Below are 18,520 nucleotides of genomic sequence, written 5' to 3'. Positions count from 1 at the left end.
GGGCTCAAGCGCCCAGCAACTGCCTCAACACATAGGGAAGGATGCCGCCGGCACGGAATTGGTTCACTTCCACCGGTGTGTCGATGCGCAGTACCAATGGACGGGTCAGTCGTGTGCCGTCGGCGCGGATCACCACCAGGGTGGCCTCGCTCAGCGGTTGCAGGTCGGGCCGGGGCAGCACATCGATCTGCTCGTCGCCACGCAGGCCCAGCGACTCCCAGGAATCGCCGGGTGCGAACTGCAGCGGCAGCACGCCCATGCCCACCAGGTTGCTGCGGTGGATGCGCTCGAAGCTGCGTGCGACAACGGCCCGGATGCCCAGCAGCTGCGTGCCCTTGGCGGCCCAGTCGCGGCTGGAGCCGGTGCCGTACTCTTCGCCCGCGAACACCACCGTCGGCACGCTCGCCGCGCGGTAGCGCATGGCCGCGTCGTAGATGCTCATCTTCCGGCCCTGGTCCGGGCCGCCGTGCTGGTAGATCGTCCAGCCGCCTTCCTGGCGCGAACCATCGGGGCCGGCGGGCAGCATGAGGTTCTTGATGCGCACGTTGGCGAAGGTGCCGCGGATCATCACCTCGTGGTGGCCGCGGCGCGCGCCGTAGCTGTTGAAATCGGCCTTCTGCACGCCGTGGGCCAGCAGCCACTGGCCGGCCGGCGAGGCCTCGGCGATCGAGCCCGCGGGCGAGATGTGGTCGGTGGTGATCGAATCACCGAACAGCGCCATGATGCAGGCGGCGCGCACGCCCGGGTCGGTCTGTTCCGGCGCCTGCAGCGCGAAGCCCTCGAAGAACGGCGGCTCGGCGATGTAGGTGCTGCGGGGCCAGGTGTAGGCCAGGCCGTCCACGCCGCGGATGCGTTCCCACAGCGCCCCCGGCTCGGTGGCGATGCGCTCGTAGTTGTCGCGGTAGGCCTTGCCGTGCATCGCGGCCTTCATCAGCGCCTGCACCTCGTCGCTGGACGGCCAGATGTCGCCCAGGTACACCGCCCGGCCTCCGGCGCCCACGCCGACCGGCTCGGTCATGAGGTCGCGCAGCACGCTGCCGGCGATGGCGTAGGCCACCACCAGCGGCGGGCTGGCCAGGAAGTTGGCCTTGAGCCGCGGGTGGATGCGCGCCTCGAAATTGCGGTTGCCCGAGAGCACGGCGGCGCAGACCAGGTCGTTCTGGGCAATGGCCTCGCCGATCTCGGGCCGCAGGTCGCCCGCGTTGCCGATGCAGGTGGTGCAGCCGTAGCCGGCCAGCGCGAAGCCCAGCTGTTCCAGATAGGGCAGCAGGCCGGTGCGGGTGAGGTACTCGGTGACCACGCGCGAGCCCGGCGCCAGCGAGGTCTTGATGTGCGGCTGCACCCGCAGCCCGGCCTCGACCGCCTTTTTGGCCAGCAGGCCGGCGGCCAGCATCACGCTGGGATTGCTGGTGTTGGTGCAGCTGGTGATGGCGGCGATCAGCACATCGCCGTTGCCGATGGTCAGCTTCTTCTGAACGGCCTGAGACGGCGGATCGGCCGGGCCGTGGGCGGTGTCGCGCGCGGGCTTGTTGGCCTCCATCTCGGCCACGAAGCGCGGTGCGCCCGGGGGAGTGGGCGTCGCTTTCTCGGGTGCCAGGGTGTCGGCCGGCTCGCCCAGTTCGGGCTGGTGGCGCGTGTGCAGCAGTGCGGCCGGCTGGTTGAAGCCGTTCTCTGCTGCGGGCCGGCTGAACAGCTCGGCGAACTGCTGCGCCACCCGCCCGAGTTCGATGCGGTCCTGCGGGCGCTTGGGGCCGGCCAGGCTGGGCGTCACCTGGCCCAGGTCCAGCCGGACCACCTGCGAGTAGTGGATCTCGCCCGCCGCTTGCGAAGCGCCTGCGGCCCCGGGCACCCCGAACAGGCCCTGGGCGCGGAAGTAGGCCTCGAAGGCCTCGATCTCGGCGCTGCTGCGGCCGGTGCCGCGGAAGTAGTCGATGGTCTTGCCGTCGACCGGGAAGAAGCCCATGGTGGCGCCGTACTCGGGCGCCATGTTGGCGATGGTGGCGCGGTCGGGCAGCGAGAGCGAGGCCGTGCCCTCGCCGAAGAACTCGACGAACTTGCCCACCACCTTGTGGCGGCGCAGGATCTCGGTGACGGTGAGCACCAGGTCGGTGGCGGTGCAGCCCTCGCGCAGGCGGCCGGTCAGCTCGAAGCCCACCACATCCGGCGTGAGGAAGGCCACCGGCTGGCCCAGCATGGCCGCCTCGGCCTCGATGCCGCCCACGCCCCAGCCGACCACGCCGATGCCGTTGATCATGGTGGTGTGGCTGTCGGTGCCCACGAGCGTGTCGGGGTAGTAGAGCCCGCCCTTGAGATGCACGCCGCGCGCCAGGTGCTCCAGGTTGACCTGGTGCACGATGCCGAAGCCCGGCGGCACCACGCCGAAGGTCTCGAAGGCCTGCATGCCCCACTTGAGGAACTGGTAGCGCTCCTGGTTGCGCTGGAACTCCAGCTTCATGTTCAGGTCCAGCGCGTTCTTCGTGCCGTAGTGGTCCACCATCACCGAGTGGTCCACCACCAGGTCCACCGGAACCAGCGGCTCGATGCGCTGGGGGTCGTGGCCCAGGCGCTGGGCGGTGCTGCGCATGGCCGCCAGGTCGGCCAGCAGCGGCACACCAGTGAAGTCCTGCAGCACCACGCGCGCCACCATGAACGGGATCTCCTCCGTGCGCGGGGCGTTGGGCTGCCAGTTGGCCAGCTGCGCCACCTGCTCGGGCAGCACTTTCTCGCCGTCGCAGTGGCGCAGCACGCTCTCCAGCACGACGCGCAGCGACACCGGCAGGCGGCTCACATTGGGGAACTGCTGGGCCAGGGCGGGCAGCGAATAGAAGCGGCTCAGCTTTCCCGGCGCGGAACGAAACGTCTTGACGGTGCTGGAAAACGGGTGCTTGAAGCGGGTGGTCGGCACAGGGGCTTCTCCTTGAGACACCCGACCCATTGTGTTCAGGGTGAATGCCTGTGCGCGGCGCGCGGTTATCCCGGCGAGCGCGAAACCGGGCGATGCGGGACAATCCAGCCCCTGATGAAAGCCCCCGAACTGCTCCTGCCCGCCGGCTCGCTGCACCGCATGCGCGCCGCCTACAACTTCGGCGCCGACGCCGTCTACGCCGGCCAGCCGCGCTATTCCCTGCGCGCACGCAACAACGAATTCCGCCTTGAACAGATCGCCGAAGGCATTGGCGAGGCCCACCAGCGCGGCAAGAAGTTCTTCGTCACCAGCAACCTCATCGCCCACAACGACAAGCTGCGCACCTACCTGCGCGACCTGCAGCCGGTGGTGGAACTGCGGCCCGACGCGCTCATCATGGCCGACGCCGGCCTGATCATGCTGGTGCGCGAGCAGATGGACAAAGGCCTCTGGCCCGAGGTGCCGATCCACCTCTCGGTGCAGGCCAACACCACCAACAGTGCGGCGGTGAAGTTCTGGCAGAAACAGGGCGTCAGCCGCATCATCCTCAGCCGCGAGCTGAGCCTGGACGAGGTGGCGGCGATCCGCAACGACTGCCCGGACATCGAACTGGAGGTCTTCGTGCACGGTGCGCTGTGCATCGCCTATTCGGGCCGCTGCCTGCTCAGCGGCTATTTCAACCGCCGCGACCCCAACCAGGGCACCTGCACCAACGCCTGCCGCTGGGAGTACAAGACCCAGGCCGCCACCACCGACACCGACACCGGCGACGCCGCCCCGCTCGCCAAGCTCGACGGCTTCAACTTCGCGCAGGAAGACGAAGAAGCGGCCAGCGCCTTCTCGACCACCGGCAGCGGCCAGCGCCACCCCGAGGCCAACAAGGTCTGGCTGATCGAAGAAGCCGGCCGACCCGGCGAGCTGATGCCCATCATGGAAGACGAGCACGGCACCTACATCATGAACAGCAAGGACCTGCGCGCCGTCGAGCACGTGGGCAAGCTCGCCGCCATGGGCGTCGACTCGCTGAAGATCGAGGGCCGCACCAAGAGCCACTACTACGTGGCGCGCACCGCCCAGGTCTACCGCCGCGCCATCGACGACGCGGTCGCCGGCAAGCCCTTCAACCCCGAACTGCTGCTCGAACTCGAAGGCCTGTCCAACCGCGGCTACACCGGCGGCCTGATGGAGCGCCGCCCGGCGCAGGACTACCAGAACTACATCACCGGCCACAGCGAAAGCCACCGCAGCCAGTTCGTGGGCGAGGTGCTGCAGGTGCGCGAAGACGGCTGGGCCGAGGTGGAAACCAAAAACCGGTTCGCAGTGGGCGACCGGCTGGAGGTCATACACCCCAGCGGCAACCGCATCGTGCAGCTGGACGCCATGCAGAACCAGGACGGCGAAGCCATCGCCGTCGCCCAGGGCAGCCCGGTCAAGGTCTGGGTGCCGCTGGCGGCGCCCAGCGAAGGCGCGCTGATCGCCAGACTGATCGCCTGAACGGCTTTCAGCGCGCCGCGTCGCGGAAGAAGGCGATGCGGTCCTCGTCGGCCGGGTGCGAGGCAAAGCCCAGGCCCCAGAAGCCGTGCTTCTCCTCATCGTCGTCGTCGGCACCAGTGCCTGGTTCTGTCTTGCACGCTGACGCACTGCCGGCCGGCGCAGGCTTGAGCACCTCGTCGCCGCAGCGTTTGAACAGCGCGAAACGCTCGAACAGCCGGGTCATCACCGCCGGCGACAGGCCCGCGTCGCGCAGCACCGTCACGCTGTAGGCGTCGGCCTCGCGCTCGGCCTCGCGCGAGTAGTGGGCCTGACCCAGCCAGAGCGGCACCGTGGCCAGCACGCCGCTGTAGTCGCCCCAGAGCGTGGAGGTGACAAAGCCCAGCACGCCGACCTGCACCAGCATGCGCACACCGTGCCGGTGCTGCACGTGGCCCAGTTCGTGTGCCAGCACACCCGCGATCACGTCGGTGTCGTGCTGCAGCAGCCGCGCCATGTCGTCGGTCAGCAGCATGGTGCCACCCGGCAGCGCCAGCGCGTTGGGGCCGATGTCTTCGCTGTGACGGATCAGCAGCCGCGAGGGTCGCACCACCACGCCGCGCGCCGCCTGGGCCGCCGTGTGCGCGCGCAGCGCCTGTTGCCAGGCCTGCTCGATGGCCTGCTGTTCCTGGGCGCTCAACTGGCTGGGTTTCACAAAATCGTCGACCTGGTCCAGCACGGTGTCGCCGATCTGCTGCTCGACACCGTCCGGGAAGCGATCGGCCACCGCCCGTGCCGCCCAGGGCAGGCCCCACACGTAGCCCGCCGCGGTCACCGCCACCAGCAGGAACAGGCTGACCAGCACGCCGCGCCAGCTTTGCTGCAGCCGCACCACCACCGACTCGCCGTGGCCCGCGCCACGGACCCAGGCATCCCAGGCCGCCGCGTCGTCGGTCTGGATGCTGCCGCCACCGGGCAGCTGGGCGATGCGCGGCCCGCGCCGGGTGCGCTCGGGCCACTGCACCCGCCGCGCCTCGACCACCCGGTCCACATCCGGGCCCGTCAGATGCAGCTGTCCATCAGCGAGTGCAGCCTGCACCTCGCGCGGGCGGCTGCTGCGGCCATCGAAGTAGCGGACCGGAAGACCCGGGTGAACCGGCGGCGGGGCGGTGTCCATGGGTACAGAACCTCAGAGGCCCACGTCCAGCCCGAAGAAGTCGCCGGCCGCGTCACCCGCCGCCTCCTGGGGCCGCTCCTGCCCGGCCGCCAGCAGGGCCTGCATGTCGGTGATGGTGCGCACGTGCACCGCCTCCAGCCGCAGGCGCGCCATCGCGACCTTGGCAAACGGCCAGTACAGCCCCAGGGTGATGCCGATCAGCAGCGCGTTCTTGAGGCTGAGCCAGAACATGTCGCGAAAGCGCAGCTGGCTGATGAAGCGCATCTGCCCATTGCCGGTCTTGGTCCAGACCAGGTTCTGCAGGCGCGTGGTGATCCAGGGGCCGATGCCAAGGAACAGAAACACCCAAAAAGCAAGAAAGACCAGTGGTGCCGCCCCTATCAACAGTACCGCCATGTCGGACCGCGGCTCGCCCTCCCCCACCAGGCTCCAGACCAGCCAGACGACCATGGCGAAAACGGCGGCAAACAACAGAAACGGCTTGATCGCGAGCAGGTAGAACGAGCGCACGCTGGCGCGAAAATCGGTCTGCAGCGGCCCCAGCGCGTAATGCCGGTGCTGGTAGGCCTTCATGCGCCACAACAGCCACGGCAGCGTCAGCAGCAACAGCACAAACGCCCCACCGAAGGACGCCATGACCCACTCGGGCGGGGCCTGCTCCGGATCCTCAGGAATCGCGATCGACAACAGCACCATCGGCAGCGCCACCACAAACGGCGGCAGGTGCGCCAGATACGCATCGCGCAGCGAGCCCACAAAGCGGAAGCGCAGGCCGCGCCAGCTGGTGTTGGCCATGCGGAACCGAATCGACGAACGCCACAGCGCGGGCCACAGCGCGGCCAGGGCGATGAAAGCCACCAGGCTTGCAACAGCGGACGCATTGCTGGCCACGTTGTACATGGCGAACAACACCGCGACCAGCGCCCAGCCCTTGAACATCTGCTTCGGGTCGCCATGGAAGCCCAGTGGATCGCCATCGACCAGGGTGTTGCCCCAGAAGTAGCGCTGCCGCCGGACCTTGGCCCAGGGCCAGTAGAAGCCGAGCGTGACCATCAGCAGCAGCACGTTGACGATCCAGATGCGGAAGTATTCGCTGCCGGAGCCTGTGAATTCGATGTGCAGGCGGCGGACGGTGGCCTCGACCGGAGCGTCGGCGCGTTGTTCGTTGAAGGACATGTAGGAGCGGAACAGTGGTGACAGACGCGGCATTGTGCCCGCCCGCCACCCACGTCCCGCCGCGGCTGTCGGCCCCCGCAACCCGCCCGGCGGGCCGAGGTCTCAGGCCATCGCCAGGCGGTGCGCCCGGCGCGCGCCGGCCCATTCCAGCTCGGCCATGACCAGCACCACCAGCGCCTGCGCCAGCACCCAGCCCAGGCCCAGCGTGGTCAGCGACAGGCCCGCACCGAAGGCCAGCCATAGGCTGGCCGCGACCCAGGCGAAGTTGCCCGCCGCCAGCAGCCTGACGCCGCCGGACGGCAGGTCGCCGCGGGTGGCGAGCCAGGCGGCCAGCGACGCGGCCCCGAACACGACCAGCGCCGCCACCTGCAGCCAGGCGGCGGGAATGCCGGTCCAGCCGGACAGCGGCCCGGCCAGCGCCAGGTGGGACAGGCCCATGCCGAAGCCGCTGGCGGCATCGAGCCAGAGCACGCGGCGCAGTGTGGAAGCAGAGATGGTGAACATGGTGGACTCCTTGAGTTGGAACGATGGGAGCCCGATGCTCGGCGCCGCAGGGCATGGCGTCCATGACCTCGCAGGTCATGGTTCGCACGGCGTGCGGGCCTACCATGTGCCCATGCCGAACGCCGCCCTTCCCCACGCCAGCCGCCGCCTGTCGGTCGGCGACCACCTGCGCCACTGGCGCCAGCTGCGCCACCTCAGCCAGCAGGACCTCGCCCTCGACGCCGAGCTATCGACCCGGCACCTGAGCTGCGTGGAAACCGGCAAGGCCAGCCCCAGCCGCGAGCTGGTGCTGCGCCTGTGCGAACGGCTGGCGGTGCCGCTGCGCGAGCGCAACGCCTGGCTGGTCGCGGCCGGCTACGCCCCCATGTACCGCGAACAGCGGCTGGACGATCCGGCGATGGACGCTGCGCGGCGCGCGGTGCAGCACATCCTCGACCGCCACGAGCCCTGGCCCGCCGTGGCCTTCGACCGCCACTGGCACATGGTGCTGTCCAACCGCATGGTCGCGCCGCTGCTGACCGACATCGACCCGGCGCTGCTGCAGCCGCCGGTCAACCTGCTGCGGGTGAGCCTGCACCCGGGCGGCTTGGCGCCGCGCATCGCCAACCTCGACCAGTGGCGCGAGCACCTGTTCGCGCGGCTGCAGCAGCAGATGCGCGCCACCGGCGACGAGGGACTGGCCGACCTGCTGGCCGAACTGCGCAGCTACCCCGGCCAGGCGCCGGGATCGGCGGCGCGTCTGGACGGCGAACACCCGGGCGTGCTGATGCCGTTCCTGGTGCACACGCCGGCCGGCGTGCTGCACCTGATCAGCACCACCACCGTGTTCGGCTCCCCCGCCGACATCACCCTGCAGGAGCTGGCGCTGGAAACCTTCTTCCCTGGTGACGAGGCCACGGCGCAGGCCCTGCAGGCGCTCGCGGCTACCATGCCCGCATGAGCCCGACCCGCACGCCACCACCGATCGCCACCGCCCTGCTGCAACAGCTCGCCGCCATCGCCACCCGGTGGCCGAGCCCCGGGGTCCGGCGACTGCACATCCCGCAGCGCCCCGGCGACGCGGGCGAACACGATGCCGAGTTCTGCGCCATCGAGCTGGAGGACGGCACCTTCGGCCTGTCCTACATCCTGCTGGGCGGCACGCTCGACCGCCTGCTCGCCCGGCACGGCAGCGACCGCCACGACGCGCTGGCCGGCGCCGACCCGATGGCACTGGCGCAGCGCCTGGCGGGGGGTGACGAGGTGGAACGCGCGGTCGCGCTGGCCGCGGTCAACGCCCTGACGGACTCGGTCTGGCGCCGCGTCGGCTACACGCCGCCGCCCGCGGGCAATTCGCTGGGCGATGTGGTGCTCGGTTCGGAGGACCACCTGGGCATGATCGGCTTCTTCCCGCCGCTGGTGCGGCGAGTCGACGAAGCCGGCGGGCGCCTGACCGTGGTGGAGATGAACGCAGAAATGGTGGCGCGGCAACGAGAGCGCTTCCCAAGAGTGCACATCACGCTCGACCGCGCAGCGCTCGCGCACTGCAACACCGTGGTCGGCACCTCCACCATGCTGCTCAACGATTCGCTCGACGCGATGCTGGTGGCGGCGCCGAACGCTTCGCGCTTCGCCGTCATCGGCCCCTCGGCCGGCCTCTGGCCCGACGCGCTGTTCGAGCGAGGCGTCACGCTGCTGGGAGGCACGCAGGTCGTCGACGGCAAGGCCTTTGCCCAGGCCATGGCGACCGGCGCCTCGTGGAGCGCGGCCAGCCGCAAGTTCGCGATTGCGCGCGGCGGCTGGCCCGGGTGGACGGCCCTCGCGGGCGGCCCGGCCTGAATCCGGCGCCCGGTCAGAAGGTGCGCGTTTCGTTGCGGCTGCCCGCAGCGATGGACAGACCCCACTGCGCAAAGGTGATGGTGGAACCGTCGGAGGAGCCATTGAAGCGCACGCCCAGCGCCTCCTCGCCGTCGATCCACAGCACCTGGCTGGTGGTGGCGCCCTGCGAGACGGCCACGGGCACGCGCTGGATCACCTCCGACCGCGTCATGCCGGGGCGCAGGGCCAGGAAGGCCTGGTAGAGCGTGCCCGTGCCACCGCCGCCATTGCCCGCGAAGCGGAAGGTGCGCAGGTAGGAGCGCCCGGTGCTGCGGTCGGTCCAGCGGGCCGCGGCGATCCGGTCGCCGGAGAACGTCACTTCCAGGATTTCGGTGTCCGTCTCCCAGCGCAGCACCGAAGCCGAGGTACCCGACAACGGCGGCCGGTTGACCAGGCGCTGCACGTCTTCCCGGGTCATGCCGGCGCGCAGGTCGTTGAAGGCGGCATAGAGTGGCTGGTCATCCCCATCGTCACCACCGCCACAACCGGCGAGCACCAGCCCGATGCCAGACAAAAGACCCAGGCCCAGCTGGCGACGGGTCAGCGCGGAGCTGAGAATTTGCTTGTTCATTGAATGTTCCTCCTGATGTATTGAAAGGCGTGGCCAAACGCTCCGCCACGTCCGGGCCGGATGTTAGCGGCGGTCGCCGGGAAGCCATTCCGCGCCTGCAACAAAAAACGGCCCCGAAGGGCCGTCTTTCATTCATCGAGGGGATGGCACTCAAGGCACCGTCTCTGCCGCAGCATCGGGCCGTCAGTCCGGCAACTGCCTCACCGCAAACAAGGTGTTTCTCAGGAGGCGCAAGCGTTCGGCGGAGTCGCTGCTCATTCCATTCGCTTGAACCCAGCCCGTGGTCCGGTCTATGGCGGTTTCCAACCGAGTCAAGAGATCCTTCTTGGACAGCCTCTCCATGTCTGCCTCCGACAACCCGAGCACGTTGACGAGACCGGCGAGTTGTCCCTTCACATCAGCCCTGACCCGCTCCTCCCTTTCCAGGGCGTAAAGCCTGGAGCGGAAGTCGCTTGCGCGCTGCGTCGCTCGTCGTCCTTCAACTTCCTGCCCCCCTTGAGCACGCACCTGAGCCAGAGCCTCCAGACTGTCGGCCGCATGGTCCCACCAGAGTCTTTGGTCACCGCCGTTTGCCACCATGGATTCGGCGACCGCGGTTGCCGCCAGCAACGCCGCTTCCGCGGATGCAAGCTCACCCCGTTCGGCCATCAAGGTCCCGACGGTATTCTCCGAATACCACAGATATTCCTGCCAATCCCGGTCGCCCGGGAGCTGGGACGCGAAGCGTCTGGCCAAGTCCCTGGCTTCGGTCAGCGCTTTCTCGGCCAGGTCCAGGCGCTTAGTCGCCCTGAGGCTCAGCCCGTGGTGATACAAGCGCAGCCAGTGGACGCTTTGATCGTAGGAAGAGCTCCGGTTCGCGATGCTGCGCTTGGAGGACAGCTCCACGGACGCGCGCCGGTGCATCGCTTCAAGTGGCCGGTCCTGTCTGGATTCAGCGACCTCTGCCAAACCGGTGTGACTCGTAGCCGCCCGGTCCAGCCAATCGTCCGAGGCAACCTCCTCCCGCAAACGGGCATCCGCCAACTTCAAGGCCTCGCGGTGAGCCTCTGCGGAAAGCTCGTGCCTTCCAAGCTTGAGTTCTTCTTCGCCGATGGCGTTCTTGACCAGCCACAGATCCTGTGCCGCCTGGCTCGCCTTTGGGCTCGCGCGATACCGCTCCCAAGCCACCTTCTCGGCATCTTCGAGCCTGGCCCGGGCCGACAACCCATCACCGCGCTCGTGCAGCGTCTCCGCTGAAGTCATCAGGGCACGCAGCAGCCGACGAGCCCAATCAGACCCTGGCCCTTCCACGGCCACCTGACGCCGTGCAAGTGGCAGTACCTGCTCGTTCAGGCGCGAGGCTTCGTCCAGGAGCCCCATGGCGCTCAGAGTGTGGGCCAGCGCCTCAAGGCTCTCCCACTGCCTGACCTGCCACTCTGCTCCGGGCTCTCGGGCAAGCGCCTGATCGGCTTTCTCCAGTGCCTTGCGGCGGTGCAGCAAGGCCGTCCGTGCCGACCCGGCGTTCTCCGTTGCGTCCGCCAGCAAGACGTGAATGTGCCAGCCCTCCACCTCCCAGAATTCGCGCTGCTCATGGTCCTTGCCCACATTGCGCTCCACCAGAGGCAGCGCTTCGGACAGAACCTTCACGACACGATCCCATTGTTCCCTCTTGCGAAAGTACTCCGACTCCTGAAGCTTCAACGCGAAGGCCAGGCCGGCATAGGAGGCATCGGCAACACTGAGCCCTCGCCCCTGCAACTCGGACACAAGCTCGGCAATGGCCGCAGACAACTGCCTGTACTGGACTTCATCATCTCGCTCGAGTTGCTCCATCTGCATGAGCATCAGCGCCTGAAGTCGCGTTTCCTGCGCCACCGTGCTGTCGTCACCCATGGTCTTGAGCCGGTCAAGCGACTGCATGGCATCCAGCAGGAACGGCGCACTGGACGCAAGCTCCCCCCGGTTCATGGCACTTATGGCAGCGGCAACGTCCGACAACGCGCGACAGCGCCAGCCGACGACCCAGTCGGGCCGGAGATCGGTCATGCGTCGGCTCACACGCAGCGCCTCGGCGACATCCGTGTGGTGTTCCGCAGAGGCTGCGCTTTCGGGCACGACGGCCAGCACATAGCGGCTCACCCAGATGCCACCCCAATCCCCCGGCAGGCGGTCGTCATCGGTCGGCACAATGCGGACCGCATCGAAAAACGCACGTCGAGCGCCCAGCCAGTCTTCGCGGCTCGCCGCTTCCATCCCTGTCCACAGGTGAGCGATCCAGAGCGCCCGACGCCACGACGAATCCATTGGGCGACGCTGCAACGCGGCCTCTGCCTGCGTTTGAATCAAACGGGACACCGCCGCCAGATCATGTTTGGCCGGGCTGATCGCCACCACCGAACCGGCCAGCAACAAGAGGCGAGGCTTCTCCCGATCGTCCACGGCCAGCAAGTCCGCCGCCTCGAGCAGCAGGCGTTTGGCTCCTTCGACCTCTTCCTGCAACGCCAAGACAAGCCCCCGTGCAGCCAGCAGTGACGCCCTGTCCAGATTCAGGTTTGCGGCCCTGGGCCTGTTTGGATCCACCGCCACCAGTGCGGATCCATCCAGCAGCGCCGAGGCGCGTCCGAGTTCACCCGATGTGATCGCCTCATTGGCGCGAATCAGCGGGTCATCGACACCCACGCGACGCGACACGATCGAGGCCATCCGCTGCCGAAGTTCCGCATGCAACAGAACGCGTTCTTCCAGATGCTGCGCCCAGTATCCCGGAGCCACCCTGTTCTTGAGCAAGGAGTTCAGCCACCCGACGAGCAGCGATTCAGGAACCGCCCATCTTGACGGTTTCAGACGACCCAGGTTGGTGTGGATCTGGCGTGCCATCGCCGCCAACAGCACTTCCTGCGCGTCGGGCGACGCCGCGAGCAGTTGGCGAATCTGGTGTTCGGTCACACCCGATCGCGCAGCTCCCGCTCCCTCCAGTGCCAAAGAGTGGCCAACACCGCCCGGAATGACCGCCTTGGCCAAGGCCACTCCGGTGCTCGCAGCCCACAACAGGGGTAACACAACCACCCAAACAACAACCACCCTCATGAATCTGTTCCGCATCACTGCGCATCCCCTGTTCACCGGCTCCGCCCGATCATAGAAGCCCCAAAAAAAACGGCCCCGAAGGGCCGTCTTTCATTCATCGAAGAGATGACGCTCAGGCCACCGTCTTCGCGGTCTCCACGTACTCTTCGATCTGGTCGAAGTTCATGTACTTGTAGATCTGGTCGGCCTTGGCGGTGACCACGCCGGTGGCGGCCAGGTACTCCTCCTTGGTCGGCAGCTTGCCCAGCTTGGACGCCACGGCGGCCAGCTCGGCCGAGCCCAGGAACACGTTGGTGTTCTTGCCCAGACGGTTCGGGAAGTTGCGAGTCGAGGTGGAGATCACCGTCGCGCCTTCGCGCACCTGCGCCTGGTTGCCCATGCACAGCGAGCAGCCGGGCATTTCGGTGCGGGCACCGGCGGCGCCGAAGTTGGCGTAGTGGCCTTCCTTGGTCAGCTCGGCTGCGTCCATCTTGGTCGGCGGGGCGACCCACAGCTTGACCGGGATGTCGCGCGCGCCGCCCAGCACGGTGGCTGCCGCACGGAAGTGGCCGATGTTGGTCATGCACGAGCCGATGAAGGCCTCATCGATCTTGGTGCCGGCAACTTCGGACAGGAACTTGGCGTCGTCCGGGTCGTTCGGGCAGCAGACGATGGGCTCGGTGATCTCGGCCAGGTCGATCTCGATCACGGCGGCGTATTCGGCGTCCTTGTCGGCTTCGAGCAGCTCGGGCTTGGCCAGCCAGGCCTCGACCTTCTCAATGCGGCGGGCCAGGGTCTTGGCGTCGGCGTAACCGTCGGCGATCATGTTCTTCATCAGAACCACGTTCGACTTCAGGTACTCGGCCACCGGCTCCTTGTTGAGCTTGATCGTGCAGCCGGCGGCCGAGCGCTCGGCGGAAGCGTCGGACAACTCGAAGGCCTGTTCCACCTTCAGGTCGGGCAGACCTTCGATTTCCAGGATGCGGCCCGAGAAGATGTTCTTCTTGCCGGCCTTGGCGACCGTCAACAGGCCAGCCTTGATCGCGTACAGGGGGATGGCATGCACCAGGTCACGCAGGGTGACGCCGGGCTGCATCTGGCCCTTGAAGCGCACCAGCACCGACTCGGGCATGTCCAGCGGCATCACGCCGGTGGCGGCACCGAAGGCCACCAGGCCGGAGCCGGCCGGGAAGGAAATGCCGATCGGGAAGCGGGTGTGCGAGTCACCGCCGGTGCCCACGGTGTCGGGCAGCAGCAGGCGGTTGAGCCAGCTGTGGATCACGCCGTCGCCCGGGCGCAGGGACACGCCGCCGCGGCTGCTGATGAAGGCGGGCAGTTCGCGGTGGGTCTTGACGTCGACCGGCTTCGGGTACGCCGCGGTGTGGCAGAAGGACTGCATCACCAGATCGGCCGAGAAGCCCAGGCAGGCCAGGTCCTTCAGCTCGTCGCGGGTCATCGGGCCGGTGGTGTCCTGCGAACCCACGGTCGTCATCTTCGGCTCGCAGTAGGTGCCCGGGCGCACGCCCTGGCCTTCCGGCAGGCCGACGGCACGGCCGACCATCTTCTGTGCCAGCGTGAAGCCGGCCTTGGTGGCCACCGGTGCAGTGGGCAGGCGGAACAGGGTCGAGGCGGGCAGGCCCAGGAACTCGCGGGCCTTGGCGGTCAGCGAGCGGCCGATGATCAGGTTGATGCGGCCGCCGGCGCGCACTTCGTCGAACAGCACATCGCTGCGCAGCTTGAACTCGGTGACGGTCTCGCCGTTCTTGACGATCTTTCCGTCGTAGGGCATGACCTCGATGACATCGCCCATTTCCAGCTTGGACACGTCCACTTCGATCGGCAGCGCGCCGGAGTCTTCCTGCGTGTTGAAGAAGATCGGGGCGATCTTGCCGCCCAGCGTGACGCCGCCGAAGCGCTTGTTCGGCACGAAGGGAATGTCCTGGCCCGTGGCCCAGATCACCGAGTTGGTGGCCGACTTGCGGCTGGAGCCGGTGCCCACCACGTCGCCCACGTAGGCCACGAGATGGCCCTTCTTCTTCAGGTCCTCGATGAACTGCATCGGACCACGCTTGCCGTCTTCCTCGGGCTTGAAGGCCGCGTCGGGGCGGGTGTTCTTGAGCATCGCCAGGTAGTGCATCGGGATGTCCGGACGGCTCCAGGCATCGGGTGCGGGCGACAGGTCGTCGGTGTTGGTCTCGCCGGGCACCTTGAAGACGGTGACGGTGATGCTCTTGGGCACTTCGGGGCGGGTGGTGAACCACTCGGCGTCGGCCCAGGACTGCATGACTTCCTTGGCCTTGGTGTTGCCGGCCTTGGCCTTATCGGCGACGTCGTTGAAGAAGTCGAACATCAGCAGGGTCTTCTTCAGGCCGTCGGCGGCGACGCCCGCGACTTCGGCGTCGTCCAGCAGCTCGATCAGCGGATGCACGTTGTAGCCGCCCACCATGGTGCCCAGCAGCTCCGTGGCCTTGGCCTTGGAGATCAGCGCCACCTTCTCGTCACCGTGGGCGACGGCGGCCAGGAAAGAGGCTTTCACCTTGGCCGCATCGTCCACGCCCGGCGGCACGCGGTGCGTCAGCAGGTCCAGCAGGAAGGCGTCTTCACCGGCGGGCGGGTTCTTGATCAGTTCGATCAGGGCGGCGACCTGCTTGGCATCGAGCGGCAGCGGGGGAATGCCCAGGGCGGCGCGTTCAGCGACGTGGGCGCGGTAGTCGGTCAGGAAGGTCGACATGGCGTTCTCCGGTGGGGTGGGTGATGGTTGGTGTTCGAAAAAATCATGCAAGAAACCAGCCACGCACGGTCTCGGGCAGGGCATGCCCGGTCTGGTGCGCGCGTTCGATCACTTGCCAGTAATAGCGGTAGCTGGCGCGGTCATGCAGCCGCCCTTCGTGCTGCACCGGCGCCCAGTCGGCGGCCGCGGCACGCTCGACGATGGCCAGCGCGGTCTCGATTTCCGCCTCGGTCGGTGAAAAGGCCGTGACGATGGTCCGGATCTGGTCCGGATGGATGCTCCACATGCGGGTGTAGCCCAGCTCGGTCGCGGCCTGCCGCGCGGCGTTCTGCAGCGCGGCCAGGTCCCTGAACTCGGTCACCACGTTGTGCGAAGGCACCTTGCCATGCGCGTGGCAGGCCGCTGCCATCTCAACCTTGGCCCGCAGCACGTGCGGGTGGCTGAACTGGCCCGCCAGCGTCATGGCCGACGCCGGAATCGCGCCCCCATGGGCCGAGACAAAATCCATCAGGCCGAAGCTCAGCGAGGCCACACGCGGGTGTGCCGCGATGTCGAAAGCCCGGTGCACCGCCGCGGGCGACTCGATCAGCACATGCAGCGGCAGCGCGGTGGCGCCGGCAGCGTTCATCGCGGCCACGGCGCGCTCCACATCGGCGACCGACTCGACCTTGGGCACCATGAGGTGGCACAGGCGCGCACCGGCACGGCCCGCGATGGTGGCCACATCGGCATCGAACTGGGCGTGGTCGACCGGGTGGACCCGGGCGGCAACACGGGCGCCTGCGGGCGCGCCCAACACCAGTTCGGTGACCAGGGCCGCGTGTTCGGCCTCGCCACCGACGGGCGCACCGTCTTCGCAGTCCAGCGTGACGTCGAAGACACAGGCGCCGAACTCGGCACTCAGTTCGGCCTGCAGCTGCAGGCTTTTTTTCATCCGCGCCTCGACACCGCTGTAGTGGTCACAGACCGGCAGCGCAAATGCACCGGCCTGGGCCCCAGCAAGGATCTCGCGCGGGTGAGGTTTCACAGAGTTACCAAGCGGTTACCAACTCACAGCAGGTGCTTGACGCCGTCCTTCTCGCCTTCGAGCTCGGCCAGGGTCTTGTTGATGCACTCCTGCGAGAAGGCGTCGATGGGCAGGCCTTCGACGATCTTGTACTCGCCGCCTTCGCAGGTGACCGGGTAGCCGAACATGACTTCAGCAGGAATGCCGTACTCGCCCTTGGACGGGATGCCCATGGTGACCCACTTGCCGTTGGTGCCCAGGGCCCAGTCGCGCATGTGGTCGATGGCAGCATTGGCGGCCGACGCGGCCGACGACAGGCCTCGGGCGGCGATGATGGCGGCGCCGCGCTTGCCCACGGTGGGCAGGAAGGTGTTGGCGTTCCAGTCGTGGTCGTTGATGGTGTCCTTGACCGACTTGCCGTTCACGGTGGCAAAACGGTAGTCGGCGTACATGGTGGGCGAGTGGTTGCCCCACACGGCCAGCTTCTCGATGTCGCCCACGGCGCAGCCGATCTTGGCGGCGATCTGGGAAGCGGCGCGGTTGTGGTCCAGGCGCAGCATGGCGGTGAAGTTCTTGGCCGGCAGATCCGGGGCCGACTTCATGGCGATGTAGGCGTTGGTGTTGGCGGGGTTGCCGACCACCAGCACCTTCACGTTGCGCGAGGCCACCGCGTTCAGGGCCTTGCCCTGGGCCGTGAAGATCTGGGCGTTGGCGGCCAGCAGGTCGGCGCGCTCCATGCCGGGGCCACGGGGACGGGCGCCGACCAGCAGGGCGTAGTCGGTGTCCTTGAAGGCGGTCATCGGGTCGCTGTGGGCTTCGATTCCTGCCAGCAGCGGGAAGGCACAGTCTTCGAGTTCCATGATCACGCCCTTCAGAGCGTTCTGGGCCTTTTCGTCCGGAATTTCCAGCAGCTGCAGGATCACGGGCTGGTCCTTGCCCAGCATTTCGCCGGAGGCGATGCGGAACAGCAGGGCGTAACCGATCTGACCTGCGGCGCCGGTGACGGCAACACGGACGGGCTTCTTGCTCATGGTGAAAACTCCAGAAGGGACGTTGGGAAGTTGAAAAAATCGGCGGGGCGTGACCCCTTGGACAGCCCGCGAGTGTACCCGCGTAAACCCGTATGCGTCAATTTGTCTTATGTCTTATATAAGATATGATTGCGCATCCAACAGCGGGCCACGGCGCTGGGTCACTCGCCCGCTCATCCATCGACACCATGGCCTCCGCTCACCCTTCGCAGCCCGACTTGTCCCCGGAGGACTCGCGCGCGCCCGCCGACATGGCGGGCGCCGACCCGGCTGCGCCACTGCTGGCTCCCACCCCCGCCTTCAGCCCCCTGTACCAGCAGATCAAGTCGCTGATCCTGCGCAGCCTGCAGGCGGGCGAGTGGAAGCCGGGCGACATGATCCCCAGCGAGTTCGACTTGGCCGCCCGTTTCCGCGTCAGCCAGGGCACGGTGCGCAAGGCCATCGACGAGCTCGCCACCGACAACCTGCTGGTGCGCCGCCAGGGCAAGGGCACCTTCGTGGCCACCCACGCCGAACAGCACATCCAGTACCGCTTCCTGCGCGTGCTCCCCGATGCGAGCGCCCCCGAGGCACAGGGTCCGGCCGAGCGCCGCATCATCGAATGCCGCCGCCTGCGAGGCCCCGCCGAAGTGGCGCGGCAGCTCGACCTCAAGGGCGGCGACTCGCTGGTGCAGGTGCGGCGCGTGCTTTCGTTCTCGGGTACACCCGCGATCCTCGAAGACATCTGGCTGCCCGGCGCACCGTTCAAGGGCCTGAGCCTGGAAACCCTTTCCAGCGACAAGGGCCCGATGTACGCACTGTTCGAAGCGCAGTTCGGCGTGCGCATGGTGCGCGCGACGGAGAAGCTCAAGGCCGTGGCCGCCGATGCCGATGCAGCGGTGTTGCTGGGCGTCGAAGTGGGGCACCCGCTGCTGAGCGTGGAGCGGCTGGCGTACACCTACAACGACGTTCCCATGGAACTGCGACGCGGCCTCTACCGCACCGAAACCCGGCATTACCACAACGAACTGAACTGAGTCGCCAACGCGCCGGAGCCCGACACCGGAT

Annotated in this window: 13 protein-coding genes; 4 read left to right on the top strand and 9 right to left on the bottom strand. The window is 67.8% G+C overall.

Going from position 1 to position 18,520, the window contains the following annotated elements; genetic code table 11:
• Positions 1-4: 4 nt before the first annotated feature.
• Positions 5-2,935, bottom strand: coding sequence for an aconitate hydratase (locus tag RCO38_RS20930; protein WP_374694569.1), 2,931 nt, complete (start codon positions 2,933-2,935; stop codon positions 5-7).
• A gap of 84 nt (positions 2,936-3,019) precedes the next feature.
• Here RCO38_RS20930 and trhP point away from each other — a divergent pair, with 84 nt between their 5' ends.
• Complete coding sequence (gene trhP, locus RCO38_RS20925; RefSeq protein ID WP_308330379.1) at positions 3,020-4,399, top strand: prephenate-dependent tRNA uridine(34) hydroxylase TrhP; 1,380 nt, start codon at positions 3,020-3,022, stop codon at positions 4,397-4,399.
• A 7-nt stretch (positions 4,400-4,406) separates the two neighbouring features.
• On the opposite strand, the gene RCO38_RS20920 is transcribed toward trhP, so the two are convergent.
• From RCO38_RS20920 to RCO38_RS20910, 3 genes are all read right to left on the bottom strand, one after another.
• Entirely contained in the window at positions 4,407-5,552 is a 1,146-nt protein-coding gene (locus tag RCO38_RS20920) for a M48 family metallopeptidase (protein WP_308330378.1), read from the bottom strand.
• A gap of 12 nt (positions 5,553-5,564) precedes the next feature.
• Positions 5,565-6,728, bottom strand: coding sequence for a YjgN family protein (locus RCO38_RS20915; protein WP_308330377.1), 1,164 nt, complete (start codon positions 6,726-6,728; stop codon positions 5,565-5,567).
• A gap of 102 nt (positions 6,729-6,830) precedes the next feature.
• Positions 6,831-7,232, bottom strand: a complete 402-nt coding sequence (locus RCO38_RS20910; protein WP_308330376.1) for a hypothetical protein — start codon at positions 7,230-7,232, stop codon at positions 6,831-6,833.
• 112 nt (positions 7,233-7,344) lie between these two features.
• Here RCO38_RS20910 and RCO38_RS20905 point away from each other — a divergent pair, with 112 nt between their 5' ends.
• Both RCO38_RS20905 and RCO38_RS20900 read left to right on the top strand, forming a co-directional pair.
• On the top strand, positions 7,345-8,172 hold the full coding sequence (locus RCO38_RS20905; RefSeq protein ID WP_308330375.1) for a helix-turn-helix domain-containing protein: 828 nt from the start codon (positions 7,345-7,347) through the stop codon (positions 8,170-8,172).
• The gene (locus tag RCO38_RS20900) at positions 8,169-9,050 is read left to right on the top strand and encodes a Rossmann-like domain-containing protein (protein WP_308330374.1); all 882 of its coding nucleotides are present in this window, start codon (positions 8,169-8,171) and stop codon (positions 9,048-9,050) included. Before RCO38_RS20905 ends, RCO38_RS20900 begins: the two co-directional genes overlap by 4 nt.
• A 13-nt stretch (positions 9,051-9,063) precedes the next feature.
• Here RCO38_RS20900 and RCO38_RS20895 read toward each other — a convergent pair whose 3' ends face one another.
• The 5 genes from RCO38_RS20895 to RCO38_RS20875 all read right to left on the bottom strand — a co-directional run bounded on the left by RCO38_RS20895 (position 9,064) and on the right by RCO38_RS20875 (position 17,473).
• The gene (locus RCO38_RS20895; protein ID WP_308330373.1) at positions 9,064-9,660 is read right to left on the bottom strand and encodes a hypothetical protein; all 597 of its coding nucleotides are present in this window, start codon (positions 9,658-9,660) and stop codon (positions 9,064-9,066) included.
• A gap of 183 nt (positions 9,661-9,843) precedes the next feature.
• Positions 9,844-12,660, bottom strand: a complete 2,817-nt coding sequence (locus RCO38_RS20890; protein ID WP_308330372.1) for a hypothetical protein — start codon at positions 12,658-12,660, stop codon at positions 9,844-9,846.
• 178 nt (positions 12,661-12,838) lie between these two features.
• The gene (gene acnB, locus RCO38_RS20885) at positions 12,839-15,436 is read right to left on the bottom strand and encodes a bifunctional aconitate hydratase 2/2-methylisocitrate dehydratase (RefSeq protein ID WP_308330371.1); all 2,598 of its coding nucleotides are present in this window, start codon (positions 15,434-15,436) and stop codon (positions 12,839-12,841) included.
• A 43-nt stretch (positions 15,437-15,479) separates the two neighbouring features.
• Positions 15,480-16,463: an HpcH/HpaI aldolase/citrate lyase family protein gene (locus RCO38_RS20880; protein ID WP_308330370.1), complete on the bottom strand. Its 984-nt coding sequence runs from the start codon at positions 16,461-16,463 to the stop codon at positions 15,480-15,482.
• A gap of 23 nt (positions 16,464-16,486) precedes the next feature.
• Complete coding sequence (locus tag RCO38_RS20875) at positions 16,487-17,473, bottom strand: malate dehydrogenase (RefSeq protein WP_308330369.1); 987 nt, start codon at positions 17,471-17,473, stop codon at positions 16,487-16,489.
• Positions 17,474-17,661: 188 nt separating this feature from the next.
• Between RCO38_RS20875 and RCO38_RS20870 the strand changes: the two genes are divergently transcribed.
• Positions 17,662-18,489, top strand: coding sequence for a GntR family transcriptional regulator (locus RCO38_RS20870; RefSeq protein WP_374694568.1), 828 nt, complete (start codon positions 17,662-17,664; stop codon positions 18,487-18,489).
• Positions 18,490-18,520: the final 31 nt, after the last annotated feature.

Origin of the sequence: Hydrogenophaga pseudoflava (assembly GCF_031020795.1) — a bacterium.
Lineage (GTDB): Bacteria > Pseudomonadota > Gammaproteobacteria > Burkholderiales > Burkholderiaceae_C > Hydrogenophaga > Hydrogenophaga pseudoflava_A.
The sequence above is the reverse complement of the archived record's forward strand: the minus strand, read 5'-3'. Positions and strand labels throughout refer to the sequence as shown.